At 60.6% G+C, this 26,019-nt stretch carries 23 protein-coding genes and 3 pseudogenes; 21 read left to right on the forward strand and 5 right to left on the reverse strand.

The genetic code is table 11. From position 1 onward, the window contains the following. Positions 1–35 precede the first annotated feature (35 nt). The gene (locus LHL23_RS08280) at positions 36–179 is read right to left on the reverse strand and encodes a hypothetical protein (RefSeq protein ID WP_226429490.1); all 144 of its coding nucleotides are present in this window, start codon (positions 177–179) and stop codon (positions 36–38) included. 68 nt (positions 180–247) lie between these two features. After that, a pseudogene (locus LHL23_RS08285) lies at positions 248–1,069 on the reverse strand (NAD(P)/FAD-dependent oxidoreductase); the annotation flags it as partial. 262 nt (positions 1,070–1,331) lie between these two features. Here LHL23_RS08285 and LHL23_RS08290 point away from each other — a divergent pair. The 4 genes and pseudogenes from LHL23_RS08290 to LHL23_RS08305 all read left to right on the forward strand — a co-directional run. Continuing rightward, a pseudogene (locus tag LHL23_RS08290) lies at positions 1,332–1,604 on the forward strand (transposase); the annotation flags it as partial. Positions 1,605–2,047: 443 nt separating this feature from the next. Continuing rightward, entirely contained in the window at positions 2,048–3,001 is a 954-nt protein-coding gene (locus LHL23_RS08295; protein ID WP_226429491.1) for a phosphate/phosphite/phosphonate ABC transporter substrate-binding protein, read from the forward strand. Then, a complete protein-coding gene (locus LHL23_RS08300; protein ID WP_226429492.1) occupies positions 2,988–4,505 on the forward strand; it encodes an ATP-binding protein in 1,518 nt (505 codons plus the stop codon). Before LHL23_RS08295 ends, LHL23_RS08300 begins: the two co-directional genes overlap by 14 nt. Positions 4,506–4,677: 172 nt before the next feature. Next, positions 4,678–4,908, forward strand: coding sequence for a helix-turn-helix domain-containing protein (locus tag LHL23_RS08305; RefSeq protein WP_226429493.1), 231 nt, complete (start codon positions 4,678–4,680; stop codon positions 4,906–4,908). 303 nt (positions 4,909–5,211) lie between these two features. Here the strand turns inward: LHL23_RS08305 and LHL23_RS08310 are convergent. Next, positions 5,212–6,687: pseudogene (locus tag LHL23_RS08310) on the reverse strand (AMP-binding protein); the annotation flags it as partial. Between the two features lie 484 nt (positions 6,688–7,171). Here LHL23_RS08310 and nuoH point away from each other — a divergent pair. The 17 genes from nuoH (at position 7,172) to nuoG (ending at position 23,518) form a co-directional block, all read left to right on the forward strand. Continuing rightward, a complete protein-coding gene (gene nuoH, locus LHL23_RS08315; protein WP_226429494.1) occupies positions 7,172–8,158 on the forward strand; it encodes an NADH-quinone oxidoreductase subunit NuoH in 987 nt (328 codons plus the stop codon). Positions 8,159–8,175: 17 nt separating this feature from the next. Then, on the forward strand, positions 8,176–8,754 hold the full coding sequence (locus LHL23_RS08320) for a 4Fe-4S dicluster domain-containing protein (protein WP_226429495.1): 579 nt from the start codon (positions 8,176–8,178) through the stop codon (positions 8,752–8,754). Positions 8,755–8,821: 67 nt separating this feature from the next. Continuing rightward, a complete protein-coding gene (locus LHL23_RS08325) occupies positions 8,822–9,265 on the forward strand; it encodes a CBS domain-containing protein (RefSeq protein WP_226429496.1) in 444 nt (147 codons plus the stop codon). 62 nt (positions 9,266–9,327) lie between these two features. Beyond that, positions 9,328–9,879, forward strand: a complete 552-nt coding sequence (locus LHL23_RS08330; protein ID WP_222477678.1) for an NADH-quinone oxidoreductase subunit J — start codon at positions 9,328–9,330, stop codon at positions 9,877–9,879. Beyond that, entirely contained in the window at positions 9,876–10,178 is a 303-nt protein-coding gene (gene nuoK / locus LHL23_RS08335; protein WP_222477680.1) for an NADH-quinone oxidoreductase subunit NuoK, read from the forward strand. Before LHL23_RS08330 ends, nuoK begins: the two co-directional genes overlap by 4 nt. Before the next feature lie 4 nt (positions 10,179–10,182). Then, positions 10,183–11,673 carry a monovalent cation/H+ antiporter subunit D family protein gene (locus tag LHL23_RS08340; protein ID WP_226429497.1) on the forward strand — a complete coding sequence of 497 codons (1,491 nt, stop codon included), beginning with the start codon at positions 10,183–10,185 and terminating at the stop codon, positions 11,671–11,673. Further along, positions 11,670–11,927, forward strand: a complete 258-nt coding sequence (locus tag LHL23_RS08345) for a hypothetical protein (RefSeq protein WP_226429498.1) — start codon at positions 11,670–11,672, stop codon at positions 11,925–11,927. The genes LHL23_RS08340 and LHL23_RS08345 overlap by 4 nt, the downstream gene beginning before the upstream one ends. After that, complete coding sequence (locus LHL23_RS08350) at positions 11,920–13,692, forward strand: Na(+)/H(+) antiporter subunit D (protein ID WP_226429499.1); 1,773 nt, start codon at positions 11,920–11,922, stop codon at positions 13,690–13,692. Before LHL23_RS08345 ends, LHL23_RS08350 begins: the two co-directional genes overlap by 8 nt. Continuing rightward, positions 13,689–15,167 (forward strand): NADH-quinone oxidoreductase subunit M, encoded by a 1,479-nt coding sequence (locus LHL23_RS08355; RefSeq protein ID WP_226429500.1) that lies wholly within the window; start codon positions 13,689–13,691, stop codon positions 15,165–15,167. The genes LHL23_RS08350 and LHL23_RS08355 overlap by 4 nt, the downstream gene beginning before the upstream one ends. Before the next feature lie 10 nt (positions 15,168–15,177). Beyond that, positions 15,178–16,632, forward strand: a complete 1,455-nt coding sequence (locus LHL23_RS08360) for an NADH-quinone oxidoreductase subunit N (RefSeq protein WP_226429501.1) — start codon at positions 15,178–15,180, stop codon at positions 16,630–16,632. 112 nt (positions 16,633–16,744) lie between these two features. Beyond that, positions 16,745–17,107, forward strand: coding sequence for an NADH-quinone oxidoreductase subunit A (locus LHL23_RS08365; RefSeq protein ID WP_222477692.1), 363 nt, complete (start codon positions 16,745–16,747; stop codon positions 17,105–17,107). Next, positions 17,095–17,604, forward strand: coding sequence for an NADH-quinone oxidoreductase subunit B (locus LHL23_RS08370; protein ID WP_226429502.1), 510 nt, complete (start codon positions 17,095–17,097; stop codon positions 17,602–17,604). The genes LHL23_RS08365 and LHL23_RS08370 overlap by 13 nt, the downstream gene beginning before the upstream one ends. Positions 17,605–17,606: 2 nt before the next feature. Then, positions 17,607–18,116, forward strand: coding sequence for an NADH-quinone oxidoreductase subunit C (locus LHL23_RS08375; RefSeq protein ID WP_226429503.1), 510 nt, complete (start codon positions 17,607–17,609; stop codon positions 18,114–18,116). Then, on the forward strand, positions 18,113–19,330 hold the full coding sequence (gene nuoD / locus LHL23_RS08380) for an NADH dehydrogenase (quinone) subunit D (RefSeq protein ID WP_226429504.1): 1,218 nt from the start codon (positions 18,113–18,115) through the stop codon (positions 19,328–19,330). Before LHL23_RS08375 ends, nuoD begins: the two co-directional genes overlap by 4 nt. Further along, positions 19,327–19,839, forward strand: a complete 513-nt coding sequence (locus LHL23_RS08385) for an NADH-quinone oxidoreductase subunit NuoE family protein (protein WP_226429505.1) — start codon at positions 19,327–19,329, stop codon at positions 19,837–19,839. Before nuoD ends, LHL23_RS08385 begins: the two co-directional genes overlap by 4 nt. Further along, positions 19,836–21,113 (forward strand): NADH-quinone oxidoreductase subunit NuoF, encoded by a 1,278-nt coding sequence (gene nuoF, locus LHL23_RS08390; RefSeq protein ID WP_226429506.1) that lies wholly within the window; start codon positions 19,836–19,838, stop codon positions 21,111–21,113. Before LHL23_RS08385 ends, nuoF begins: the two co-directional genes overlap by 4 nt. Beyond that, positions 21,107–23,518: an NADH-quinone oxidoreductase subunit NuoG gene (nuoG, locus tag LHL23_RS08395; protein WP_226429507.1), complete on the forward strand. Its 2,412-nt coding sequence runs from the start codon at positions 21,107–21,109 to the stop codon at positions 23,516–23,518. Before nuoF ends, nuoG begins: the two co-directional genes overlap by 7 nt. Positions 23,519–23,980: 462 nt before the next feature. Here nuoG and LHL23_RS08400 read toward each other — a convergent pair whose 3' ends face one another. Both LHL23_RS08400 and LHL23_RS08405 read right to left on the reverse strand, forming a co-directional pair. Then, a complete protein-coding gene (locus LHL23_RS08400; RefSeq protein ID WP_226429508.1) occupies positions 23,981–25,519 on the reverse strand; it encodes a tripartite tricarboxylate transporter permease in 1,539 nt (512 codons plus the stop codon). Positions 25,520–25,531: 12 nt separating this feature from the next. After that, entirely contained in the window at positions 25,532–25,963 is a 432-nt protein-coding gene (locus tag LHL23_RS08405) for a tripartite tricarboxylate transporter TctB family protein (protein ID WP_222477708.1), read from the reverse strand. Positions 25,964–26,019: the final 56 nt, after the last annotated feature.

Here is a 26,019-nt window from a genome sequence, read left to right on the forward strand (position 1 = left end):
TAAGGAGCGGCAGCATCGCCGCTCCTTCTTGCGGATCAGGCCGACTGGTGAACGGCGTCGGTGCGCGGGCGCTCCGATTTCGGATCATAGGCCGGCTCACCCAGGATACGGCCCTTGCGCGGCTCACCTGCGGCGATGATCTCAACCTCCTTACCCAGCACATTCACGTGCAGTTTCACGAAGGCAAATGCGAGGATCTTGCCGACGGAGTGACCGTAGGCGACCGACGCGGTTGCACAGTCGGCAAGATCGGCATGCGTTCGAAGGAGTTTTCTAGCCAGGGCATGACGCGGTCGTAATCAGCCTCGAACAGCCAGTTTTCATATTCCCAGGGACATTCATTGTGCCAGACGGAGTTCGAGTTCTCTTTCTCGTAGATCCCGATCCGCCCCTTCTTTTGCACTATGCGGATGTAGCCCGAGGCCAACTTGTCGTCGCGGATCACCGCCAGTTCAGTGTCTAGATCCTTGAATTCGGGCACGTCCTCGGTGACGAAATAGTGGTGGGTCATCGAGGTCATCGGCAGTTGCAGATCGGTCCATTCGACCATCTGGCGGGCATAGGTGCCGCCGGCGTAGACGAAGTGCTCGCAGATGACGGTGCCTTGCTCGGTTTCAACAACCCACTCACAGGCGTCGTTCTGGGTGATGTTCGTCGCGCGGCATTGGCGGAAGAGTTTCACTCCCTTCTGTCGGGCGCCAGTGGCCATCGCCATTGTCACGTTGGAGGAGGCAACGAGGCCGTCGTCTGGAGTGTACAGAGCGCCAATGACGCCTTCGAGGTTATAGTAAGGGTGTTTCTCGGCGATGAATTCCAGACCGACTAGTTCGATATTGAAGCCAAGCGCGCGGCCAACAGACAAGGTGTGGCGCAGCCAGTCCATTTCGTCTTCTGTATAAGCCAGACGGAAAGAGCCATAACCGTGCGACGCGGAGCCTGAGGTGAGCTCCGCCTTTTCCGACAGCACCGTTTCTTCGCCCCAGCCTTCGTGACCCAATTGATTGGCCTGGCCGCAGCCCAAAACGTCACCGCCGACAATGACGACCTTGGCAGTTCTTTTTTTGGACATCGCAATTTTCCTGTTTGAGAGACATGGATTTCGATGGACTTCGCGCTGCCACACATGTACCAAAGTTAGCATCAAATAGCACATATGTACATGCTGTGGATGAGCATGAACTACACAAATGCACCAGTCTCTGTTTTGCGGTTGCTTTCGTCAGATTTGGACGAGTTGACCCCTCAGTTGCGGAAGGCCGCACGTTACGTAGGATGTGTTGATAAAAGGGATTCACACTACCCGCTGAGCGTGATTCAAGCTGGTATCTGCGATGGAGACCAGCTCGGCACGAAATTTGATGCCGGACGAGGAGTGGGTGTTCTTTGAATGGTTAATCCTATCTGTCCGAGCCCCGTACGAACGCAAGCCCACCAAACACCGCCTTGTTCTCGATGGAATTTTCAGGATCGCCTGCACCGGCGTCTCTTGGCGCGATCTGACTAAGGAGTTCGGCAAGTGGTCAAGTGTCTACCGCCAATTCCGGCTCTGGGAACAGATCATGGGTGTTTTGAACGAAAGCGGCACCGTTCCGGACCTGCTGCGCTTTGAAAAAAGCGGACCTACGGTCGCGGTTTCTTTCAGCACGGCGTTACGCCAAGCTAATCTTCAACCGTTTGCTGATCGATTTTGCCGGGAACTCCAGCCGCTTGGAAACAACGCCTACCTTTTCTCAGAAAGCAATATCGAGTTCGGTTCCAACAACGATCTGCGCGGGGTGCAGGTGGGGGCAGGCGAGGAGCTGAAGCTGGGGGCTAGCCAAGCAAGTGGCTCGCTGGCTGCTGGAGCGGTCAGGGCGCAGTATTCCCGGCTACCTCTGACGGGCCCGCGTGCTGACTGGACGGCGTTTTTTTTCCGGTCAGTGCAGCTGGAAAATCCGCTAGTGGAAAAAATTAAGGAATGCTTTGCCAGTGCAGCGTAATCTCTGTGCTTGGATGTTCCCATGAGACAAATCAAGAATTTTATTCTTTGCCTTCCTGGTTGCGCAGTATGCGGTATTCAATTTCTTGCACGGCGCTGTCTGCAGAAAAAGAGAGGAATAGACCTGTGAGCCTCAAAAATGCAGTTTCATTAACCTGCTTTTGTCTCAGCCTGCTGTTTGGTCATGTTGCCGCAGCCCGCAGCCTGGTCATCGGCACGATCAGCGACGAGTCTGTCAAGGAAGCCCGGGTTTTCATGCCTTTTGCCGAATATCTTGCAGCGCAACTGCAGGATGAAGGCATCACAGCAGGAGAAGTCAGAATTGCCCGGAACATTGCGCATATGGCGGAATTGCTGCGCAGCGGCGAGGTCGATGTCTTTGTCGACAGCCCGCTCGTCTCACTTGCGGTCAGGGCAAAATGCGGCAGCCGTTTGGTGGCGCGAAGATGGAAAAAGGGTGTCGCCGAATACCGGTCTGTCGTCTTTGTCCGCCGGGACAGCGGCATCCAGTCGCTGGAAGATCTAAAGGGCAGGGTCATCGCCTTTGAAGAGGCTTTCTCCTCCAGCGGCTACATCCTGCCGCGCCACACGATTGCAACGCAAGGTGTTCAGCTCGCCGCGATGAGCGGCCCGCGGGCGGCGCGGCCTGCGGAGGCCACGGGCTATGTGTTTTCCGGGGATGACGAAAACACCATCGAATGGGTGCTGCGCGGGCTGGTTGATGCTGGCGCCATGTCGCTGAACGGGCTGAAAAAACGCGCCGGAGATGATATCGGGAGCCTCGACGTGCTTGTCCAAACGGAAAATATCCCGCGGCATGTGGTCAGTTTGTCTCCTGGGACATCCGATGAGTTCACCGCGGCGGTGCAGGCCGTGCTGATCAGCATGGATCAGAACGATGAAGGCCGCTGGATTCTGGAAAATTTTGAAAGAACCACGAAATTCGATGCCATACCGGATCAAACGCTGGACATGCTGGAAGAATTTGAAGAGCCGGTGACAGCCCTGATTGGCGGCAATTGAGTTGCGTATGCCGGGCCTCAGGACAAAACTGGTGGTCTACACGGTTCTGATCGTCTTTGCGGTTGCTGGGGCGGTTTCGGCCATTTCGATAACCTTGGCCCACCGGGCTTCTGTTGCTGCGTTCGAACGCCATGCAACGGTGCTGGCAAAGACCCTGGGCGAAGCGGTTCTGGAACCACTGTATGAGCTGAATGTCAAACTGATGCGCCAGCAAGTGGGCTCAGTTCTGGCCGGAGAGGCTGCCTTGCGGGTGATGATCCTGGATGCGGGCACGCGTGTTCTGACCGATGGAACCGATGAAAACCCGCTGCGGGGCAAGGAGTTCAACGAACCCTATCTGCGGCAGGCCAGGGAACGCGCTGAATGGGTCACCCGGCTGCAGGACGGCGTGATCCAAGTTGCCGGCCCGGTACAGGCGACGGCAGACCGTCGGTTGGGGTATGTGGTGCTGGAATTTTCCACCGCGCGTCTTGATGCTGAATGGATGAAGCACATCCGGCTGACCCTGCTATTGGCCGGTGTCTGTGCCGGACTTGCCTCAATAGCAGCTGTTATCATGGCGAGCTGGATAACCCGGCCGATCAAGCGGCTGACGGACTTTGCCACCAGTATCCGTCTGGGCAGCGCCATGCGGAAAATCCCTGAGTGCGGCCACGATGAAGTCGGCCGCTTGGCAGATGCTTTCACCGACGTTCTGAACCACTTGGATCATAGCAATGCCGAGCTCAAAGAGCTGGCAAACTCGCTGGAGCAAAAGGTAAAGGAAAGGACACAAGCGGCGGAAGCGGGCAACAAGGCGAAGTCCGAGTTTCTTGCGACAATGAGCCATGAAATCAGGACCCCGATGAACGCGGTGCTAGGCATGGCCTCGCTGCTGGAGGAAACCAGCCTGGACGAGGAGCAGGCGCTTTATGCCAGGACGATCTCTGAATCCGGCGAAGCCCTGCTGGACATCATCAACGGGATACTCGATTTCTCCAAGGTAGAGGCCGGGAAGCTGGAGCTGCGGACTGCGCCGCTTGACCTGGAGGAGCTTCTGAGCGGGGTGGTCCGTATGCTGGCCCCCAATCCGGCGGAAAGCCGGGTTGCGCTGCGGCTGGAATACGATCCCGAGGCGCCGAAGAATATTCAGGGAGATGAAGGGCGGATCCGGCAGATCATTGTGAACCTTGTCGGCAATGCACTGAAATTCACTGAGGCGGGATCGGTGACAGTCAAAGTCACCGGCCGGGCTGCTGGCGGCATGGCGAAGCTGCGGATCGCCGTGACAGACACCGGGGCGGGCATTCCCGAAGACAGTCTCGAGAAGATCTTCACTGCGTTTTCCCAAGTTAACAGTACCGCCTCCCGGGATTTCGGCGGCACCGGGCTGGGGCTGGCGATCGCTTCCCGTCTCGCGCATCTGATGGGGGGCGGTATTGAGGTCCAGTCCGTGCTCGGGAAGGGGTCCACGTTCACCTTCACATGCGCCCTTGCAACCGCTGAAGATTTGGTGACGGGGTAACTGCGGTGTGCAAGGCCGGAGGCCTTGGCCTGGCTGGGCGGCATTGCAGGGGCGGGGAGAAACCAAAAGCTGAACTGAGCTGACCGGCGAACCCGGTCGCTGCGGGTCGTGTGTCACTTGGATTGCGTTTGCCATTGTCCCTAGGAAGGCCATGCGGCAGGTGGAGGCAGTCATGAAAGCAAAGATCAGCTTCAAGCAGCTGCAGGCCCTGGAGGCAGTGGCCAGGCATGGCAGCTTCACCCTAGCGGCAAGAGAGCTTGGCGTGTCGCAGCCGACGGTCTCCAACCTCGTCTATAACGGCGGTTATGATGCTGTCCGGCGTTACGCGGCCACGTGGTCCATTTGCTGCCGCCGGACCTGGGTGGGTCGCCACATACAGCCGCTGTCACGCAATCGGTTTTGAATAGTCTTAGGCCGAACACATAATGATCGGAGTGGCCCTCTTGGTCGTCTTTGAGCCCAAATTACCGAATGCTGCGCGAGACATGAATGGGTAGGAACCTTGTAAAGCCGCCATTGGCCGAAGTGGTGTCGTCTCTTAACCGCCGCTTATGCTTCTACCCAATGCTACACCGCCGTCCGTCATTTCGGACGTTCTCTGTATTGTGAAACACCTATAGCTGCCTTGAGGACATCAGGAGCAGCACTTCAGCCTGCAAAGCGCCAAGGCAGGGCCCCCCCGCAGGCTGAAGTGCTGCGCCCCTGGTCAGGACGCGATTTCCTGTGCCTGCTCACGCAGGGCAAATTTCTGGATCTTCCCAGTCGAGGTTCTGGGAACCTCCGTAAAGACGAACCTGCCAGGAACCTTGTAGGGCGCCAGACGGTCGCGGCACCAGCTGCGCAGGGTTTCCGCATCGGCCTTCTGCCCCTTGGCCAACTCAACAAAAGCACAGGGGGTTTCGCCCCATTTTTCGTGCGGCATTGCCACCACCGCAGCCACCGCAACAGCCGGGTGGCAGTATAGTGCTTCCTCGACCTCGATCGAGGAGATGTTCTCGCCGCCCTAGATAATGATGTCTTTCGACCTGTCCTTGAGCTGGATGTAGCCGTCAGGGTGCATGACACCCAGATCGCCGGAGTGGAACCAGCCGCCGGCAAAGGCTTCCTTGGTGGCCTTGGGATTGCGGAAATAGCCCTTCATCACGACGTTCCCGCGGAACATGACCTCGCCCATGGTCTGGCCGTCGCGCGGCACCGGCCGCATCGTTTCCAGGTCCAGCACATCCAGCTGTTCCAGCGGCAGGTAGCGCACGCCCTGGCGCGCCTTCAGTGCGGCCTGTTCGGCAGGCGGCAGATCCGACCAGCTGTGGTGCCAGTCATTGACCACCGCAGGACCGTAGGTTTCCGTCAGCCCATAAAGGTGGGTCACCTCAAAGCCTGCGGCCTTCATGTCCGCCAGCAGGCTTTCCGGCGGCGGCGCGGCGGCGGTAAAAAACTGCACCTGCTGGTCGAGATCGCGCTTGGCCTTTTCCGGCGCCGAGATCAGCAGCGACATCACAATGGGGGCGCCGCACAGGTGGGTCACGCCTTCATCCGCCAGGGCGTTCCAGATGGGTTCTGCCCGCACCTGCCGCAAGCACACATGGGTGCCTGCGATGGCGGACAGTGTCCAGGCGAAGCACCAGCCGTTGCAGTGGAACATCGGCAGGGTCCAGAGATAGACCGCGTGCTTCTGCATCGAGGTGGTCAGAGCATTGCCCTGCGCCAGCAGGTAGGCGCCCCGGTGGTGCGAAACCACGCCTTTGGGGTCGCCCGTGGTGCCGGAGGTGTAGTTGATCGAGATTGCATCCCATTCGTCCTCCGGCATCAGCCAGGCGAATTCCGGGTTGCCGCGGGTCAGAAACACCTCGTAGTCGGCGGCCTCCGCATCTGTCGGCACACCGTCATACTCTGGGTCATCATACTGGATCAGAACCGGCGACGTCGTGGCAAGCGCCAGCGCCTCCTGCATCAGCGGCATGAATTCCCGGTCGACGATCACCAGTTTCGACATCGCGTGGTCGAGCTGGAACGCGATCACCGCGGCATCCAGCCTTGTGTTGATCGAATGCAGCACCGCGCCGCACATCGGCACACCGTAATGGCATTCCAGCATCGCCGGGGTATTGGGCAGCAGCACCGAAACTGTATCGCCGCGGGTGATGCCGTTCTTGGCAAGAGCCGACGCAAGTCGTTGTTGCCGACGATCGAGATGTTAGCGATTGCCGCGCTAACTTTTCAGCCCCGCCGCTCGTTGAGGAAGTAGTTCGGCCATCTGCATGTGTTCTGCGCGGTTGGTGTCGACTACATCGCCGGGCAGCACGACGGAGAAGTTCTCGTGCAGGTTCAAGGCAATGACGTTGCTGACCTGATGTCAGAACCCATGTGTGAACCTCTCATTTAGGGTCGATCAGCGCGCTGGATGCAGCAAATCAATCCCGAGCCGGAATTAAACCGAACGTTATTGATCTGCAGTTCCAGCGTGCTCCGGTAAGAAGAGTGGCCCAATTGCGCATTTTGCAAAATTTGACCGGAGCTGTTAATCTATGCCAGAAGAATTAGGTTTGTTCGCAATGCTTTGCGGCAAGATCACCGGTGGGTGGCCCCTGTAAGCAAGGGCTGGCGCAACTCTCTGACAGCGAACACTCTTTCGGAAACAACGCGGCCGGGATCGGAGGTTCGGCAGCATGGAGTATGTTCTGACGCTATTGCCGATGCTTGTGAAAATGGCCATCGTTGTGGGCGTTTTGCTGCTGCTTCCGCTGCCGCTGACCTGGATGGAACGGAAAATTGCCGCCCATATCCAGCAGCGCCCTGGGCCGATGCGGGTGGGCTGGCATGGCCTTCTGCAACCGCTGGCTGATGCAGTCAAGCTACTGACCAAGGAAGACCATATCCCGGCGGAGGCCGACCGGTGGCTGTTTGCGATGGCGCCAGTGGTGGCGCTTGTGCCGCCGTTCCTGGTGTTTACCGCCATCCCGTTTGGTGACCCGGTTCAGGTCTTCGGGACCGAGGTCACGATGATGCTGTCGGACATGAACGTGGGGCTTCTATTCATCCTTGCAGTCTCCGGGATCGGCGTGTTCGGCACCATCCTCGCGGGCTGGGCATCAAACAGCAAATACGCAGTGCTGGGCAGTTTGCGGTCGATCGCGCAGATGATCTCTTACGAAATCCCGATGGGGTTCTCGGTGATCGGGGTGGTAATGCTGGCCAGTTCCATGAACCTGAGCCAGATCGTTGCGGCGCAGGAGGGCCTATGGAACGTGGTTGTGCAGCCGGTCGGCTTTTTCGTGTTCTTCGTCGCCGGGCTGGCCGAGGCGCAGCGCATCCCGTTTGATCTGCCCGAGGCAGAGGGCGATCTGGGTGCGGGGTATCACACCGAATACAGCGGCATCCGGTTCTCGCTGTTCATGCTTGCGGAATACCTCGTGGTGGTGATGCTGGCGGCGCTGAACGTGCTCCTGTTCTTCGGCGGCTGGAAAGGCAGCCCGTTCTTCCTGCCGGAAACCGTCTGGTTCCTGCTGAAGATCGGTTTCTTCGTCTGGCTGTTCATGTGGTTCCGCTTCACCTTCCCGCGCTACCGCTATGACCAGTTGATGGCGATCGGCTGGAAGGTGCTGCTGCCGCTGTCCCTGCTCAATATCCTGGTCAGCGGGATACTGATGCTATGATACGGGAGTGAGATAATATGGCCAGAACAACAGTAAAGGGAACGGGCTGGATCGGCAGGCTCTTCTTCTTCGATCTTCTGACAGGGTTGCGTCTGACGCTGCGCTACATGTTTTCCAAGACGGTGACGCACCGCTATCCCGACCATGAGAAATGGGTGCCCTACGAGCGTCACCGCGGCCATCATTTCATCAAGACTAATGACGAAGGCGATGTGAACTGCGTGGCCTGCGAGCTGTGCTCGCAGATCTGCCCCTGCGACTGCATCACCGTCATTCCCTATGAAAACGAGAAAGGTGACCGGCGCCCGAAAGTGTTTGATATCAATCTGGCGCGCTGCCTCTATTGCGGGCTGTGCGAAGATGCCTGTCCGGCGGACGCAATCAAACTAGGTCAAGAATATGAGGTCGCCTGCGATGACCGGCCCAAGCTGGTGGTGCATTTGGAGGATCTGGTGGCCGCGCCGCGCAAGGCCGCGGACGGCGGCCAGGTGCGGCCAGCAAAGCTGGAGCCTGGCAGTGGGCGGCGGTCGGTGGCCACTGCGGCGGCCGGCGCTGAAGGCTACGACTGGTGGCGGCACATACGGAAGGGAAAGTGAAGCGTATTTGGAACCGGCCCGGCCTAGGAGAGCGGCATGGGCCTAATCAGATAGGGGGAGCAAGAAAATGTATGTCAAAGCAGTGTTGGGGCTGAAGGGATATGAAACCTATTCGGTTGCGCCGGACGACAGTGTTTTGACGGCTTTGCAATTGTTCAATTCCAACAAGGTCGGATTTGCAGTTGTCCGGGACACAGCCGGCAAGGTGGTTGGCGGAATTTCGGAACGCGATATCTGTATTGCGCTGTCGGATCCGGACGGGGCCGGACGGAAATCCGCTGTGCGCGAGGTTATGACTACAGATATTCTCACCTGTTCGCCGGACGACAACCTTATCAGGCTCATGGCGGTCATGACGGAAAAGAGAAACCGGCACATGCTGGTCTATGACGAAGAGGGCCTGCAAGGCGTCATCAGCATCGGCGATGTGGTAAAGCACCGCCTGGATGAGATCATGCGCGAGGAAGAAGAGCTTCTGAAGTACATCGAAGGCACCGGCTACAGCGCATGACAGCAGCGGCAGCGGGCCATCAGGAAGATAAGAGCGGGAGAAAATATTCAGGGAGGGCATAGATGGAACAGGCATTTTTTATTCTGCTCTCAGCGGTTGCGGTGGGGGCGGGGCTGCTTGTGGTAATTGCCCGGAACCCTATCCACAGCGCGCTGGCGCTGGTGGCTTGCCTGGTTCAGATCGCCGCGCTGTACGTGCTGCTTGGCGCGCCCTTCCTCGCAGTGATCCAGATATTTGTCTACGTCGGTGCCGTGATGGTGCTGTTCCTGTTCGTCATCATGATGCTGGACGTGCGCAAGGAGGCACAGGCCCGTTTTCTGCCCAGGGCGCCGCTGCCGGGTGTAATCGTGCTGCTGATCCTGGCAGGTGAGCTGATTTTCCTGTTGCTGCAGAGCGCCCGCCTGCACGCGGTCATGGGGCCGGGGCCGCGGGTCGCCGAACAGCCGTCTGTGGCGGATCTTAGCCTGTTGCTGTTCCAAGAGTATCTGCTGCCGTTTGAGGTGGCTTCAGTGATCCTGCTGGTTGCCCTGATCGGGGCAGTGGTTCTGGCCCGCAGCGATGAGGCCGATGAAAAAGCGGCACAGGGCAAGGCCACGCGCGGGGCAGCCCGATGATCCCCACATCTTGGTACCTGATCCTGGCGGCGGTGTTGTTTGTAATCGGCGGCGCCGGGGTTCTGCTGCGCCGCAATGTGCTGATCGTGCTGATGTCGCTGGAGCTGATGCTGAACAGCGTGACTATCAACCTGGTCGCCTTCGGCCATGCGCTGCAGGACCTGCGCGGCGAAATCATCGCCATTTTTGTTATTGCCATCACCGCGGCGGAAGTTGCGGTCGCGCTTGGCATTCTGGTCGCCTTGCTGCGCAACAACCACACGCTGGAAGTGGATGAACTGACTGTTTTGAAGGGGTGAACTGGTGGAGTTCCTGCTGTCGATCCGGCCGCTTCTGGCCATTGCCGTAAGCCTGGCGGCAGCGGGGCTGATCCTGTGCCTGCACCAGCGCCCCAACCTGCGGGATGCGGTATCCGTGGCCGCGGCGGTGCTGAAGTTCCTGATAGTGATTTCGATGGCTCCGCTGGTGCTGGCCGGCGGCACGCTGGAGCTTAGTTTGTTTGAAATCCTGCCGGGGGTGGATTTTGCCTTCAGAGCGGACGCGCTTGGGATGGTGTTCGCCACTGTGTCCAGCCTGCTGTGGATTTTTGCCGCCCTCTATTCCATCGGCTACATGCGCAGCCTGAACGAACATGCGCAGACCCGGTTCTTTGCCGCCTTCGCAGTGTCTTTGTCGGCGGCGGTGGGCGGCGCCTTTGCTGCCAATCTGTTCACGCTGGTAATCTTCTACGAAGTGCTGAGCCTTGTGACTTATCCGCTGGTCTACCACAAGGAGGACAGCGAAAGCTGGGCCGGAAGCCGCCGCTATGCGGTCTATCTGATCGGCGCCTCGAAGTCCTTTCTGCTGGCGGCGCTGGCGCTGACCTATCAGCTGGCTGGTTCGCTGGATTTCCTGCCGCAGGGGCTGCTGGCGGGCTCCGGCGCCGAGGGCTGGCTGCTGAGCGCGGTCTATCTCTGCTACCTCGCAGGTTTTGCCAAGGCGGCAGTGATGCCGTTCCACGCCTGGCTGCCCGCTGCGATGGTGGCGCCGACCCCGGTGAGCGCCTTGCTGCACGCAGTTGCCGTGGTGAAGATGGGCGTGTTCTGCATGCTGAGGGTGATTTTTCATGTGATCGGCGTCGACCTGATGGGCAGCCTGGGGCTCGGCATTGCCACTGCCTACCTGGTGTCCTTTACTATCGTGATGGCCTCGGTCTATGCGCTGACCCGCGACGACCTGAAGGCGCGGCTGGCCTATTCGACTGTCAGCCAGCTCTCCTACATCATCCTGGGAGCGGTGCTGCTGACGCCGATGGCGGCGATTGGCGGCATCACCCATATTGCGGCGCATGCGTTTTCCAAGATCACGCTGTTCTTCTGCGCCGGTTCGATCTACTGCGCCTCGCACCGCCGCAACATCAGTGATTTGTCAGGCATCGGGCGGCGGCTGCCCTGGACCATGGCAGCGTTTTTCATTGGCTCGCTGGGCATGATCGGCATTCCGCCCTCCGGCGGGTTTGTCAGTAAATGGTATCTGGTGCTGGGATCGGCCGGGGGCCAGGAGATGGTGTTCCTGACCGTGCTTCTGGCCAGCGCGCTGCTCAATGCTGCTTATTTCCTGCCAGTGACTTACACCGCGTTCTTTGAGGCCGAGAAACCCGGCACCCCTGGTCTGGTGGCGATGCAGGACGTGCGCGAGATCCCGATGGTGGCGGTGCCATTGCTGATCACCTCGCTGTTGTCCTTGGCTCTGGGGCTGAATCCGGGCTTCTTCGTTGAACTGGCGCAGCTTGTGATGCGCGGAGCGGGGCTGTGATGATCGGCCGGCTGGTGAATTTCTTCGGCGACACGCGGTACAAGAGGCTGCGCTGGCGGCTGCTGGTGGCGGTGCTGGGGCTGATCCTGATCGCCGATCTGCTGGTGCCGCGCCACCACAGCGTACACTTCTGGGACGCCATCCCCGGCTGGGGTGCGGTGTTCGGCTTCGCCAGTTGCGTGGCCATCATCTTCGTTAGCAAGTTCATAGGCCACAAGGGCGGCATCATGCGGGACGAGGACTATTATGACTGAGTGGCTGCACCCCGCAATGCTGATGCTTCTGGGCGCGCTGCTGCTGCCGCTCATCCGCGGCACCGTACAGAAGCTGCTGTCGCTGATCGTGCCGCTGCTGGTACTGTACAGCGTGTCGCAAATGGCACCGGGCGCGTCCGGCAAAATCACTTTTGCCGGGGTCGAGCTGGTGCTGTTCCAGGCGGACAAGCTGTCGCTGGTCTTTGCCTGGGTCTTTGCCATCATGTCGGTGATCGGCAACCTCTATGCCTGGCATATAGAGGGCACCGGCCAGCGGGTTGCCGCATTTCTTTATGCGGGCAGCGCCTTTGGGGTGGTCTTTGCCGGCGACTGGCTGACGCTGCTGATCGGCTGGGAGGTGATGGCCTTTGCTTCCGCCTATCTGATCTTTGCCTCCCGCAATGCCAAGGCAGTGGCGGCGGGGTTCCGCTATCTGCTGGTTCATGTGGCGGGCGGGGTGCTGCTGTTCGGCGGCATTGTGCTGCACGGGCTGCAGACCGGTTCCTGGCTGGTGGGGCCGCTGGATGCGGGGCAGGGGGGCTTGGCCTACTGGCTGATCCTGATCTCCTTCCTGATCAATGCGGCGGTGCCGCCTCTCAATGCCTGGCTGACTGATGCCTACCCCGAAGCCACTGTGACCGGCGCCGTGTTCCTCAGCGCCTTCACCACCAAAACCGCCGTTTACGTGCTGATCCGCAACTACCCGGGGACGGAGATCCTGGTGGGGCTCGGCTTCGCCATGGCGCTTTACGGAGTGGTGTTCGCGGTGCTGGAAAACGACTGCCGCAGGCTGCTGGCCTATCACATCGTCAGCCAGGTGGGCTACATGGTGGCAGGCGTGGGGATCGGCACCGAAATGGCGCTGAACGGGGCCGCCAGCCATGCCTTTGCCCATATCCTCTACAAGGGGCTCTTGTTCATGGGGGCCGGAGCCGTGATCATGATGGCGGGGCGGCGCAAACTGACCGAACTGGGCGGGCTGTACCGGACGATGCCGCTGACCGTTGTGCTGTACATGATCGGCGCTTTTGCCATTTCGGCCTTTCCCCTGTTCAGCGGGTTTGTCAGCAAATCCATGGTGGTCTCCGCTGCCGCCGGGGACCACCGGGCGGCGGCGGCGCTGCTGCTGACCGTGGCCTCCTCCGGCACTTTCCTGCACACCGGGCTGAAGCTGCCCTATTACATGTTCTTCGGCAAGGACAGCGGCTTGCGGCCGCCGGAGCCGCCGCTGAACATGCTGCTGGCAATGGGTATCGCCGCAGCCTTCTGCATCGGCATCGGGGTCTATCCGCAGATGCTTTATGCGCTGCTGCCCTATCCGGTGGACTACCAGCCCTATACCGGGGTGCATGTTACCGAGAGCCTCGGCATCCTGATGTTCACCCTTCTGGCCTTTGTGCTGCTGCTGAAACACCTGGATCCGGAAGACACCATCAGCCTGGACACCGATTGGGCCTACCGGCGCGGCGCGGCGCTGTTCATGCGGTTGGCCAAGGGGCCGGTTCTGGTCTGGGAGCAGATGCTGATCACCCTCGGCGAAGGCGCCGGGCTGCGGCTGATGCACCGCCTGTCGCAGCTGAGCCTGCAAGTGGACCTCGGTGTGGTGGATGCGCTGGTCAATGGCGTGGCAGACACCGCCCGCCGGGGCGGGCTGGCGCTGCGCCGGCTGCAGACCGGTGTGGTGTCGCACTATGCTTTCTGGATCATTGCCGGGCTGATTGCAGTGCTCGGGCTGCCGCTGGTCACCGGGATAGGTGCGCGATGAACGGCCTGCCCGTCCTTAGCATCCTGATCCTGCTGCCTGCGGTGGGGGCAGCCGTGGTACCATTCCTGCGCGGCAGGGATACGGTGCGCTGGTTCACCCTTCTGGTGCTGCTGGCGGATTTCCTGCTGGCGGCCTGGATCCTGGCCGCCTTTGATCCGGCTTCCGCCGGGATGCAGTTCCGGGAGGTCCGCATCTGGGTGCCCGCGCTGAACATGGGCTACCGGCTGGGCATCGACGGCATCAGCGTCTGGTTTGTGCTGCTGACTACGCTGCTGGGCTGGATCTGCGTGCTGGCCTCCTGGCGCGCGGTTGCCGTGCGGGTCAAGGAGTTCATGACCTGCCTGCTGGCCATCCAGGCAATGATGGTGGGTGTGTTCTGCGCCCTCGATTTGGTGCTGTTTTATGTGCTGTGGGAAGTGATGCTGGTGCCGATGTATCTGATCATCGGCATATGGGGCGGAGGCAACCGGATCTATGCCGCGTTCAAGTTCTTCCTTTACACCCTGGCGGGCAGCTTGCTGTTCCTGGTCGGTTTGCTGGCGCTGTATTTCGCGGGCGGGCGAACCTTTGACATGCTGGCGCTGATGGCAGCGGAATATCCGTTCCGCTTGCAAGTCTGGGTGTTCCTGGCCTTTCTGGTGGCCTTTGCGGTCAAGGTGCCGATGGTGCCTGTGCATACCTGGCTGCCGGATGCCCATGTGCAGGCGCCGACGGCGGGCAGCATCATCCTGGCCGGTGTTTTGCTGAAGATGGGGGGCTATGGCTTCCTGCGCTTCTCTCTGCCGATGCTGCCGGATGCCTCGTTATACCTGGCGCCGTTGATGATCACCCTCTCGGCCGCCGCTATTGTCTATGGCGGGCTCTTGGCGCTAGCGCAGAACGACATCAAGAAACTGATCGCCTATTCCAGCGTCAGCCATATGGGATTTGTCACCCTCGGGCTGTTTACCTTTGAGTTAAACGGCATGTCCGGCGCGGTGATCCAGATGTTCAACCACGGCATAACAACCGGCGCGCTGTTCCTGTTTGTCGGGCTGATTTACGAACGCACCCACAGCCGCGAAATTGCCGCCTACGGCGGAATGATCAAGGCTGTACCGGTTTTTGGCATCCTGTTTGCGGCTTTTCTGCTAGCGTCCATGGCCGTGCCTGGCACCAATGGCTTCATCGGCGAAATCCTGGTGCTGGCGGGCACTTTCGGGGTCAGCGGCTGGGCCGGGACCGCCGGGGTGCTGGGGGCGCTAATCGGGGCGGCTTATCTGCTGGGGCTGTACCGGCAGATGCTGCTGGGGCCGGTCAAAGTGCCGGAGGGATCCGTGATGCGGGATCTTCGCCGCCGAGAATTGGCCTGTGCGGCGCCGCTCTTGCTGTTCGTGTTCTGGTTCGGCCTGTATCCAAAGCCCTTCCTTTCCATCCTGCAGCCATCACTGGATCACTTGATGACCCAGATTGTGCCAGCGGGGGCGGCGCAATGAGGAGGGCGGCATGGAGATGACATCGGTCACCGCCTCGATACTGGCTTCCGGCCCCGAGATTATCATTATTCTTGCGGCCTGTACCGTGCTGATGCTGTCGCTGCTGCCCGGCCCGGGCCATGTCAGATGGCTGGCGGGAATAAGCGTTTTGATGATTGCCCTAGCTGCGGGCATGAGCTGGGGTCTTGCAAGCGGCAGCCCGCAGACAGTCTACTCTGGCATGTTTGCGGTTGATCCGTTTTCCTCGTTTCTCAAGATGGTTCTCTATCTGGGAACCGCGCTGACGATCCTGATGTCCGGGGGGTATCTGGCCACGGAAAGGGCGGTGAAGGGCGAGTATTACGCCCTGTTGCTGTGCGCCCTGGCGGGCGCGATGATTATGGTGTCGGGCAACGATCTGGTGATCATCTATGTCGGGCTGGAGCTGCAGGCGCTGTCGGTTTACGTGCTGGTAGGCTTCCTCAAGACACATGGCAGGTCCAACGAGTCGGCGCTGAAATATGTGATTCTGGGTGCGTTTTCCTCTGGTTTGCTGCTGTTTGGCCTGTCGCTATTCTATGGCCTGGCGGGCACGACCCAGCTGCAGGGTCTGCAGGCGGCGCTGGCGGCACAGGATATCTCCAGCCCGCTCCTGACACTCGCAGCGCTGTTTCTTCTGTCGGGCCTTTTATTCAAGGTCGGCGCGGTGCCGTTCCATATGTGGGTGCCCGATATATACGAAGGTGCGCCTTCGCCCATCACCGCTTTCATGGCGGCGGTGGGCAAGACGGCGGCGTTTGCAGTGTTGCTGCGTATTCTGATGCTGGATCTAGTAGCGCTGGAAGCGGTCTGGCACGCCAGTGTGGTGGCGATGGCGGTGCTGACCCTGGGGCTGGGCAGCCTGGCGGCGCTGGTGCAGCAGAATATCAAGCGAATGCTGGCCTATTCGTCGATTGCGCATGCCGGTTTCCTGATGCTGGGGCTGATTGCCGGCGGCACCGGCGGCCTGGCCAGCGTGATGCTGTATCTGCTGATCTATACTTTCATGACGCTGGGGCTGTTCGCCGTCATCATCCTGCTCAACAAGGGCGCCGATCTGGGAGAGCCAATCTCTGCCTTTGCCGGGCTGGCGCGCAGCCATGCCGGGCTTGCGGCGATGGCGCTGGTGTTTCTGTTTTCGCTGGCGGGCATTCCGCCCACCGGCGGCTTTTTCGCCAAGTTCTATGTGCTTATGGCGCTGATCGAAGCAGGCCATGCGGCGCTGGCGGTGATTGCGGTGCTGTTTAGCGCGACAGCCGCATGGTTCTACCTGCGTATCATCATGCTCATGTACATGCAGGAGCCTGCGGAACCGGCAAAGATCCGAATCTCCCCGGCAGTGCGGCTGGTGCTTCTGACAGCCCTTGCCGGCACCCTGCTGACCGGTGTTCTGCCGGCCTGGTTTCTGGGCCTGGCGCAGGCGGCGGCAGCGGCTGGACTTGGTTGAAAAGGCCCATTGGTGTATGCTTGTGGCAAGAAGAGCACACCGTGGCAGGTGCTGCCAGCTCACTAAGCCTGAGGAGGATTGGACAGGGTCAAACACAAAAGGAAAGACAGCAATGCCTATCGATTTTCTTCCTGTGTTTCTGATGGTTGCCGTAGTCGTCGCGCTTTCGGTGTTCATCCTGACTCTGTCGCGGCTGATCAGGCCGGCCAATCCTTACCCGGAAAAGAACCGGCCCTATGAATGCGGCGTCGATCATGTCGGGGAGGCGTCGGGGGGGCTGTTCAAGGTTCAGTATTTCGTGATTGCCATTCTCTTTGTCGTGTTCGACGTCGAGACCATGTTCCTGTTCCCGTGGGCGGTGGTGCTCACTGACCTCGGGCTCTTCGGCTATATCGAGATGTTTGTGTTCATCGCGCTGCTGCTGGTCGGTTTTGCCTACGCCTGGATAAAGGGAGCTCTGGAATGGGTGTCCTGACCAACCGCTTCCAAGACAGCGTGTTTTTCACCACTTCGGACAACATCATTAACTGGAGCCGCAAATCATCGCTGTGGCCGCAGACCTTCGGCATTGCCTGCTGCGCAATCGAGATGATTTCCGCGGGCTGCTCGCGCTATGACTTGGACCGGTTCGGGGTGGTGTTCCGGCCCTCGCCGCGGCAGTCGGACGTGATGATCGTAGCCGGCACTGTGACCCGGAAAATGGCGCCGATTGTTCGCCGCCTTTATGACCAGATGGCCGAGCCTCGCTATGTCATCGCGATGGGAACCTGCGCTATTTCCGGTGGCGTCTACAACACTTATGCGGTGGTGCAGGGCGTTGATTGCATCATCCCGGTGGACATTCACGTGGCCGGCTGCCCACCGCGACCCGAGGCGCTACTGCATGGTTTCCTGCAGTTGCAGGAGAAGATCACCGGCACACGGGTGCTGCGGGCCGAACCGGATACGTTGTCGGCTCCTGAGGGCGCGTAACCATGGGTGAGGCAATTCCCCTTGCAGGCGTCCTGGAGCGGTTCGGCAGCAGGGTTGCGCTGGATGAAACGGCGGCCGACATGCCCTGCCTTTGGGTGTCGCCCGAAGACCTGGTGGAGCTGTGCCTGTTCCTGCGGGACAATTCAGAGCTGCAGTTCAATTTTCTTTCCGACATCTGCGGTGTGGATTTCCACCCGGAGGCCCCGCGCTTCCAACTGGTCTATCACCTGGTGTCGATCCCCAACCATTGGCGATTGCGGCTGAAGTGCCAGCTTGGCGACCCGCCGGTCGCGCCCACCATCACCCCGGTCTGGACCACCGCCAACTGGCACGAGCGGGAAGCCTATGACATGTACGGCATCCATTTCGACAGCCACCCGGATCTCCGGCGGCTCTATATGTGGGATGAATTCGACGGCTTCCCGATGCGCCGCGACTTCCCCCTGCGCGGCTACAAGGACAGCATGAACCCGCTGGGCGTTGAGCGGACGGAAAACGGGGGCAGGGCATGACCGAAGTCACAACCCTGCAGGAAACTCCGGCTGGCAGCGGCTATGCGCGCGAAGTGCTGATGAACCTCGGCCCGCAGCACCCCAGCACCCACGGCGTTCTGCGCCTGCTGCTGCAGATGGACGGGGAGATCGTTGAGCGGATCGAGCCCCATATCGGCTTGCTGCACCGGGGCACTGAAAAGCTGTTCGAAAGCTTCACATACACGCAGATTTTCCCGCTGACCGACCGCTTGGATTATCTCTGCCCGCCGTCCAACAACCTGGGCTATGCGCTGGCAGTCGAGGCGCTGCTGGGGATCGAAGCGCCAGTGAGAGCGCAGTACATCCGGGTTATCATGGCGGAACTCGCGCGCATTTCCGGCCATCTGCTGATCACCGGCGCGCTGCCGATGGACGTCGGCGCGATGACTTCGCTGCTTTACACTATGCGTGACCGCGAGATGGTCTTGGACCTGATGGAGATGATCAGCGGGGTGCGGATGCACACCTCCTTTGTCCGGGTCGGCGGCGTACGCGAGGACATGCCGGATGGCTGCGAAGAACGAATTCTGGAGTTCTGCAACATCTTCGCGGACCGGATTTCGGATTATGAAACCTTGCTGAAGAACAACCGCATCTTCCTCGCCCGGGTAGAGAACATTGGCAACATTGCCGCCGAGGATGCCATCGCCCTTGGCCTTACCGGACCCAACTTGCGGGCCTCCGGCGTGGACTGGGATCTGCGCCGGGATGCGCCCTATGAAATCTATGACCGGCTGGAGTTCAACGTGATCACCCGCAAGGACGGCGATTGCTATGACCGCTGGAAATGCCGCTTGGACGAGATGCGCGAAAGCCTGCGGATGATCCGGCAATGCGTGGAGCAGATGCCCAAGGGCGATTTCCTGGTCGATGATCCGAAGATCGCCTTCCCGGTCGACAAGGACCTGCTGGCCCATTCGATGGAAACCCATATCCACCACTTCGAACTGGCAGCCTATGGGTTCAAGGTCCCGAAGGGCGAGGTCTATTCCGCCATCGAGGCGCCCAAGGGCGAGCTGGGATATTACCTGATTTCCGACGGCAGCGAGAAGCCGTTCCGGCTCAAGGTGCGCTCGCCTTCCTTCGTCAACCTGCAGGCACTGACCGAACGCACCACCAACATGAAGTACCTGGCGGATGTGATCGCCATGCTCGGCAGCCTGGATCCGGTGATGGGGGAGGTTGATAAATGACCGACGACCGCACCGTTGCCGGGATCAAAGCCGCGCTGGCTGCCCAGGTGCAGGAAGCCGCGGCGCGCTACCCCACCAGCCGCAGCGCAATCATGCCCGCGCTTGAGCTGGCCCAGCAGAAATACGGCAGCGTCGATGGCACCACCTATCAGGCCGTTGCTGAGTTGCTGGACGTCCCGGAAATCTGGGTGTTTGAGGTGGCGAGCTTCTACACCTTGTTCGACCGGGCGGAGCCAGGGCGCCATCACCTGCGCCTTTGCACAAACGTGTCCTGCATGTTGCGCGGGGCGGAGGAGATACTGGACTGCCTGCAAGAGCAACTGTCGGTGAAAGACGGGGAAACAACGGCAGACGGGCTGATCACGCTCAGCGGTGTGGAATGCCTGGGCGCCTGCGACAAGGCGCCGGTTCTGATGGTCGATGATGAGTATCATGAAGACGTCACTGCAGAGACGCTCGACGCGCTCCTGAAAGCCCTCACGCGTGAGGCAAAGGAGGGCACGGCATGAGCGAACTGGTGCTTCTCAAGAACATTGAGAACCCCGATGCGCCTGACATCTCTGTCTATGAACGCTCCGGCGGTTATGAAGGCATGAGGATCGTGCTGGCCGGCTACGCGCCGGATCAGGTGATTGAAGCCGTAAAGACGTCAACCCTGCGCGGGCGGGGCGGGGCCGGTTTCCCCACCGGTCTGAAGTGGAGCTTTGTTCCAAAAGACAGCGGCAAGCCGCATTATCTGTGCTGCAACGCCGATGAGGGCGAGCCGGGCACCTTCAAGGACCGCATCCTGATGGAGCGCGATCCGCACCAGCTTATCGAAGGCATGATCATCGCCGCTTATGCGATCGGCAGCAACACAGCATATTTGTACATCCGCGGAGAATACGGGCTGTCGGTGCGGCGCTGCGAACAGGCCATCGTGGCGGCCCGCGCGAAGGGTTATCTTGGCAAGGACATTTTGGGCAGCGGCTTTGATCTGGATATTCACATCCACAAGGGGGCCGGCGCCTATATCTGCGGCGAGGAAACTGCGCTCCTGGAATCGATCGAAGGCAAGCGCGGCCAGCCGAAGTTGAAACCGCCATTCCCGGCGGTAGCGGGCCTTTACGAATGCCCTACCGTGGTCAACAACGTGGAAACGCTGGCCTGCCTGCCGCATCTGTTCCGCCGCGGGGTGGAGTGGTTCACCTCTATGGGGCCCAAGGACGGGCCGGGACCCAAGCTATTCTGTTTCAGCGGCCATGTGAAACGCCCGGGCGTCTATGAGTCGCCGATGGGGCTGCCCCTGGGCGAGATGCTGGAGGTCTATGGCGGCGGCGCGCTCAGCGGCCGCTTCAAGGCGGCGATCCCGGGCGGCGTGTCGGCGCCAATGTTCCCAGAGAGCGGTTTCGATGTGAAGATGGACTTCAGCTCCTTGGCGGAGGCAGGCAGCATGCTGGGGTCTGCCGGGGTGATCGGCCTGGATGAGAGTGCGTCAATCCCGCGCGTGGCGCGGCGCGTTACAGAGTTTTTCAGCCTTGAAAGCTGCGGCAAATGCACCCCCTGCCGTGAAGGGTTGACTTGGGCCGCCAAGATACTGCGCCGGATTGAGGCCGGCGAGGGCTCGCCCGGCGATGTGGAGCAGCTTGAAATGCTTTGCGGCAGCATCTTCGGCAAATCCTTTTGCGCGCTTGGCGATGGTGCTGCCTGGGCCTTGGGAGCGGCGCTCAAGCATTTCCGGCATGAGTTCGAGGCGCTGATCCCGGCCCAGGCGCAGCCGGTGCAGGAGATGCGGCTATGGTGACGTTCACCCTGGATGGCCGCGAACTGCAGGTTGAACCGGGCACCACCATCCTGCAGGCCGCGCGATCTGCTTCAGTAGAAATCCCCACCTTTTGCTATCAGGAACGCCTGTCAATCTCTGCCTCCTGCCGGATGTGCCTGGTAGAGATCGAGGGCCGCGGAAAGCTGGAGCCCTCCTGCGCCACCGCGGTGGCCGAAGGCATGGTGGTGCACAGCCGCTCTGACCGGGTTGTGGAGACACGAGAGGACATGCTGGAGATCCTGCTCGCCAATCATCCGTTGGACTGCCCGGTCTGCGACAAGGGCGGCGAATGCGAATTGCAGGACACGGTATTCGAATACGGCCGCGGCAGCTCGCGCCTGCGCGACCCGAAACGGGTGTTCCGCGAGCGGGATATCGAGCTCAACCAGGTGATCGTCTTCAACGCCAACCGCTGCATCCAGTGCCAGCGCTGCGTGCGTATGTGCGAGGAAATCGTCGGCGACGTCGCATTAGGCACCTCTGAGCGCGGGTTGGACTCTGAAATCACCGGCACCGGCAACAGCCTGAAGGACTGTAGCCATTGCGGCAATTGCATCGAGGTCTGCCCGGTGGGCGCGCTGATGAGCATCCCCTACCGGTACAAGGCGCGCCCCTGGGACATGCAGCGGACCGAAACAATCTGCGGCATGTGCGGCACTGGCTGCAGCATGACGGTGGAGACACGCGACGGAGAATTTAAGCGGGTGAAAAGCCGCTTTGATACCGGAATCAACGGCGAACTGCTGTGCGCCAAGGGCCGGTTTGGGTTTGATGCCATTGGCGGCGGCGATCGCATCTGCGAGCCGATGATCAGGAAGAATGGCGGCCTGGCGCCGGTCAGTTGGGCGGAGGCAATCGGTTTCGTGGCCGCAAAGGCCCGCGAAGTCCAAGAGCAGGGCGGCAGCATCCAAGGGCAGATTTCGCCGCGGCAGACCAATGAAACTGCGTTCATGTTTCAGCGGCTGATGCGGCAGGTCTTCAGCACCCAGGACATCCGCTCCAGCACGCGCTTCAGCGGTCTGCAGGCTGACGGGGCAATTGCAGCTCTGGCGCAGACCGTTGGAGAGCTTGCGGTCCGCAGGCCGTTGGACAGCCTTCTGAAGGCAGATTGCATTTTCGTGCTGGGGTCGAATGTGACCGATGAGAACCCGGTCAGCGGCTATTTGATCCGCGCGGCGATGGCAGATCCCGGCAAACGGCTTCTGGTGGCAAGCTCCCGGCCCTGCGGTCTGGACGGGATAGCGGCTGCAAAGCTGCGCCTGCTGCCGGGCTGGGAGGCGCATCTGCTGGCGCAGCTTACTGCAGGTGGGCAGGAGGTGGAGAGCCGCGCCATGGCCGCGTTTACAGGTGCTGCCGAGCCGGTCTTGGCTGGTGCAGAAAGTATTGCCCTGCTGGCTGGGACTGAATTGCTGCGCACCGCTGCGGCTGCCAAAACGTTGCAGTGGATTGCCTATGCGGTTGCCCATTACTCGGCTCAAGGCAAGGCTGTCCAACTGCAGTTCCTTTTTGACCGGCCGAACCAGCTGGGCTTGTGGGATATGGGTTGCCTGCCGGGTGTCTTGCCGGGCTGGCGGCCTAGCAGGGGTTCCGAAGCACCAGCGGACCAGGCGCCGGGGCTGCTGTATGTTCTGGGCGCCGACCCGGCCTGCACTTGGACGGACGGCGTACCGGGCGACAGGGGCGGGCGGCGTGCGGGTTGCTTGGTTGTGCACGGGCCCCATATGAACGCTACGGCAGAGCTGGCGGATGTGCTGTTGCCAGCCCCGTCATATGGCGAGGAAGACGGGTCCTTCACCAACAGCGAAGGACGGGTGCAGCAGGTACAAGCGGTCAAGGCCGCCGGCTATGACGGGCCAACGCCGCGGCAGGTTTTCAGGCAAATGGCACAAGCCATGGGTGAGGAACTGCAACCGGTTGCTGCGGAACAGGTGCGGGCAGTGATTGCAGAGGAGGTTCCGGGGTTTGGCGCATTCGGGGCGGAAGGGACATATGAAGTTCCTGCTGGGGAAGTAGCGGCACCTGCATTGCCGTTGTTGCCTGATGATGGCGACAGTCTGGGCCAGGAGCGCTATCTTGTCACGGGCGACGGCCTGTTCCAGTCCGGTCAGCTGTCAACCCGTTCGGAATGCCTGTCTTTGCTTGGCAGCGGACCCTATGTGGAGTTGAATCCGGGAGAAGGTTATGGCCAAGCTGCCGGTGCGCTGTCAGTTCGGATCTCGTGCCAAGGGGCAAGCTTTACTGCGCCCCTGAAGATCAACACCGCTTTTGACGAAAAGACTGTCTTTATTCCAGAGTGTTTTCTGGTGAATGGAGAACATAGTCTGCTTGCGGATGCCGGCTACCCGCCAAGAGTAACGGTTGAGTTGCTGCCTCTGGCAGATTGAGTGCGAGGGTACCCTAGAGTTTAGGCAGCTGACCACAAAAAGCGAAATGGCGGTACGATCGTGACACCGCCGTTATTAGCCGTGGGAGAGTATGGGGCCGGTAAAGACGTTCTGAACTAAATCCTTGGGACGGACCTTGGAGTAACGCAGGTTTTGCGGAAAGCGTTCAGCTCACCTCTTGAGCGTGTCGTTTTAAAGCGTTGTGAACCGCGCTGGGCCAATTTAGCTAGTTATCCGGCCATCCCCAAGTTTCCATTGCCGGACTGATGACGGCAATACGCCTGAAATAGAAACTCACATCGGCCTGCCGCTATGTCGGAAGGTTTGATGCCTCTAAACTTCAGCGCCAAAGTGGACCGGCGGAGGCCGAGTGCTCTTGCAGAGACCGCGCTAAGCGGCATCGGCATCACCGGCCTTATCACAGCCATTCCGGAACAAAGCCCGGAACGGCTGCTTACAGGATCAATCGCTGATTGCACCCTCCTCGTCGCGGCGCTGATGCATCTTGGCTTTCACTCGCGAACCGACAATCAGCGGCAGGACAAAACCGATGATCGCAATTGTCCAAAGCGCAATGGACAGCGGGCTGTCCGCAAGCGTCCACCAGTTGCCGTTGTCTATTGTGACCGCGCGGCGGAGGTTGTTTTCCATCGCGTTGCCCAGAAGCGTGCCCAGGATGATCGGTACCAGCGGCACGCCCAGCTTGCGCAGGACCCAGCCCATCACGCCAAAACCGATCATGACAAGCAGGTCGAAGGTGCTGCCGGAGATGCCGTAGATGCCGACAAAGCTCACCATTGCCACAATCGGCATCAGGATCCGCGACGGGATCATCAGCACGCGGGTGAACAGCCCGACCATCGGAATGTTCATGGCCAGCAGCATGAAGTTGGCAATGAACAGGGCCGCGATCAAGCCCCAGACCACGTCCGGGTTCTGACTGAACAGCAGCGGCCCTGGGGTGATATTGAGCGCCAGCAGCACTGCCAGCAGCACCGCGGTGGTGCCTGATCCCGGCACGCCCAGGGCCAGCATCGGCACCAGCGCGCCGCCGGCCGCGGCGTTGTTGCCGGCCTCAGGCGCTGCCACCCCGCGCGGATCGCCGGTGCCGAAGGTGCCTTCCTTGTCGACCAGTTTCTTTTCCATCGAATAGGAGATGAACGAGCCCAGCGAGGCCCCCGCACCCGGCAGCACGCCTGCAATGAAGCCCAGGATGGAAGTCCGCAGCATGGTCGGAGTGGTCTGCCGGATCATCGCCACTGGCGGGTAGAGCTTGCCAATGGTCAGTTTGCGACCTGCAGCGTCCGAGCCGCCATGCCGGGTTTCGAGAAAGATGAAGACCTCGGACAGGGCAAACAGGCCGACGATGGCGACCAGGAAATCAAGCCCGTCATAAAGATGCACTTCTCCGAAGGTGAACCGCGGCACCCCGGTCTGGGTATCGACGCCGATTGTCGCCAGCCCCAGCCCCAGCGCTGCGGCAAAGGCCGATTTTGCCTGGTTGGTCGAGGACACGCCGCCCAGCGTCATGAACGCGAGCGCAAACAAGGCGAAATACTCGGCCGGGCCGAACAGCAGGGCGATCTTCACCAGCTGCGGTGCCAGCAGAATCAGACCCCAGGTGGCCAGGAAGGCGCCGACAAAGGACGCTACGCCCGACAGCGACAGCGCTTCGCCCGCCAGCCCTTTCTTGGCCATCGGGTGGCCGTCCAGGCAGGTCATCATGGCCGGCTCGTCGCCGGGTATGTTCAGCAGGATCGAACTGATGCGCCCGCCGTACATCGCGCCGTAGTAGACGCTGGTCAGCAGGATCAGCGAGGGCGTTGCACCCAAGCCCAGTGTAAAGGCCAGCGGGATCAGGATGGCAACGCCGTTCGACGGCCCCAGACCTGGCAAGGCGCCCATAATGGTGCCCAGAAAACAGCCCAGCAGCGCCAGGCCGATGTTCTGCCAGCTGAGCGCGATGGCAAAGCCGTCGCCCAGGTTTGCAAGAAGCTCCATGATCCGCCCTCCTCAGAAGCCAAGCGGACCCTTGGCCAGCGACAGGCCGAGGATCAGGTGAAAGGTGACATAAATGCCGATTGAGGTGCCTGCACCCACGGCAGCGGCCTCCACCGGTCCCGAGCCCAAGCGCCAGGCCAGATAGGCCGCGGCAAAGGCGGTGGCGATGACAAAGCCCGCGACGGGCAGCATTTCGGCGTAAAGGATCAGCACCACCACAGCGGCAGCTACTTCGGCCAGCCGGGCCAAGGCAGGCCAGTGCGGTTCGGGATCCGGGCGCAGGGCGATCACGGCGCCCGACAGGGCGAGGATTGCGGCAATGATCAGGGGAAAGGCCTTGGGGCCGACGGCATCGGAGAGAAAGCTTTCCTCGATCGCAAGCGCGGCAAAGACATAGCCGGCGGCAAGGATCATGCCGAAGACCCCGAAGATACGATCGCTCATGGCGGTCTCCAGTTCAGGTGTCGTGCAGGGCCGGCTGGCGGGATGCCGCAAAGCTG

The sequence above is a fragment of the Leisingera sp. McT4-56 genome (assembly GCF_020514995.1).
GTDB classification, from domain to species: Bacteria; Pseudomonadota; Alphaproteobacteria; order Rhodobacterales; family Rhodobacteraceae; genus Leisingera; species Leisingera aquaemixtae_A.

Bases quoted from the DNA above. Each gene is read 5' to 3' on its own strand.
- LHL23_RS08295 (WP_226429491.1), top strand. From the start codon at position 2,048: ATGCGGTATTCAATTTCTTGCACGGCGCTGTCTGCAGAAAAAGAGAGG.
- LHL23_RS08305 (WP_226429493.1), top strand. From the start codon at position 4,678: ATGAAAGCAAAGATCAGCTTCAAGCAGCTGCAGGCCCTGGAGGCAGTG.
- nuoH (WP_226429494.1), top strand. From the start codon at position 7,172: ATGGAGTATGTTCTGACGCTATTGCCGATGCTTGTGAAAATGGCCATC.
- LHL23_RS08320 (WP_226429495.1), top strand. From the start codon at position 8,176: ATGGCCAGAACAACAGTAAAGGGAACGGGCTGGATCGGCAGGCTCTTC.
- LHL23_RS08325 (WP_226429496.1), top strand. From the start codon at position 8,822: ATGTATGTCAAAGCAGTGTTGGGGCTGAAGGGATATGAAACCTATTCG.
- LHL23_RS08330 (WP_222477678.1), top strand. From the start codon at position 9,328: ATGGAACAGGCATTTTTTATTCTGCTCTCAGCGGTTGCGGTGGGGGCG.
- nuoK (WP_222477680.1), top strand. From the start codon at position 9,876: ATGATCCCCACATCTTGGTACCTGATCCTGGCGGCGGTGTTGTTTGTA.
- LHL23_RS08350 (WP_226429499.1), top strand. From the start codon at position 11,920: ATGACTGAGTGGCTGCACCCCGCAATGCTGATGCTTCTGGGCGCGCTG.
- LHL23_RS08355 (WP_226429500.1), top strand. From the start codon at position 13,689: ATGAACGGCCTGCCCGTCCTTAGCATCCTGATCCTGCTGCCTGCGGTG.
- LHL23_RS08360 (WP_226429501.1), top strand. From the start codon at position 15,178: ATGGAGATGACATCGGTCACCGCCTCGATACTGGCTTCCGGCCCCGAG.
- LHL23_RS08365 (WP_222477692.1), top strand. From the start codon at position 16,745: ATGCCTATCGATTTTCTTCCTGTGTTTCTGATGGTTGCCGTAGTCGTC.
- LHL23_RS08370 (WP_226429502.1), top strand. From the start codon at position 17,095: ATGGGTGTCCTGACCAACCGCTTCCAAGACAGCGTGTTTTTCACCACT.
- LHL23_RS08375 (WP_226429503.1), top strand. From the start codon at position 17,607: ATGGGTGAGGCAATTCCCCTTGCAGGCGTCCTGGAGCGGTTCGGCAGC.
- nuoD (WP_226429504.1), top strand. From the start codon at position 18,113: ATGACCGAAGTCACAACCCTGCAGGAAACTCCGGCTGGCAGCGGCTAT.
- LHL23_RS08385 (WP_226429505.1), top strand. From the start codon at position 19,327: ATGACCGACGACCGCACCGTTGCCGGGATCAAAGCCGCGCTGGCTGCC.
- nuoF (WP_226429506.1), top strand. From the start codon at position 19,836: ATGAGCGAACTGGTGCTTCTCAAGAACATTGAGAACCCCGATGCGCCT.
- nuoG (WP_226429507.1), top strand. From the start codon at position 21,107: ATGGTGACGTTCACCCTGGATGGCCGCGAACTGCAGGTTGAACCGGGC.
- LHL23_RS08400 (WP_226429508.1), bottom strand. From the start codon at position 25,519: ATGGAGCTTCTTGCAAACCTGGGCGACGGCTTTGCCATCGCGCTCAGC.
- LHL23_RS08405 (WP_222477708.1), bottom strand. From the start codon at position 25,963: ATGAGCGATCGTATCTTCGGGGTCTTCGGCATGATCCTTGCCGCCGGC.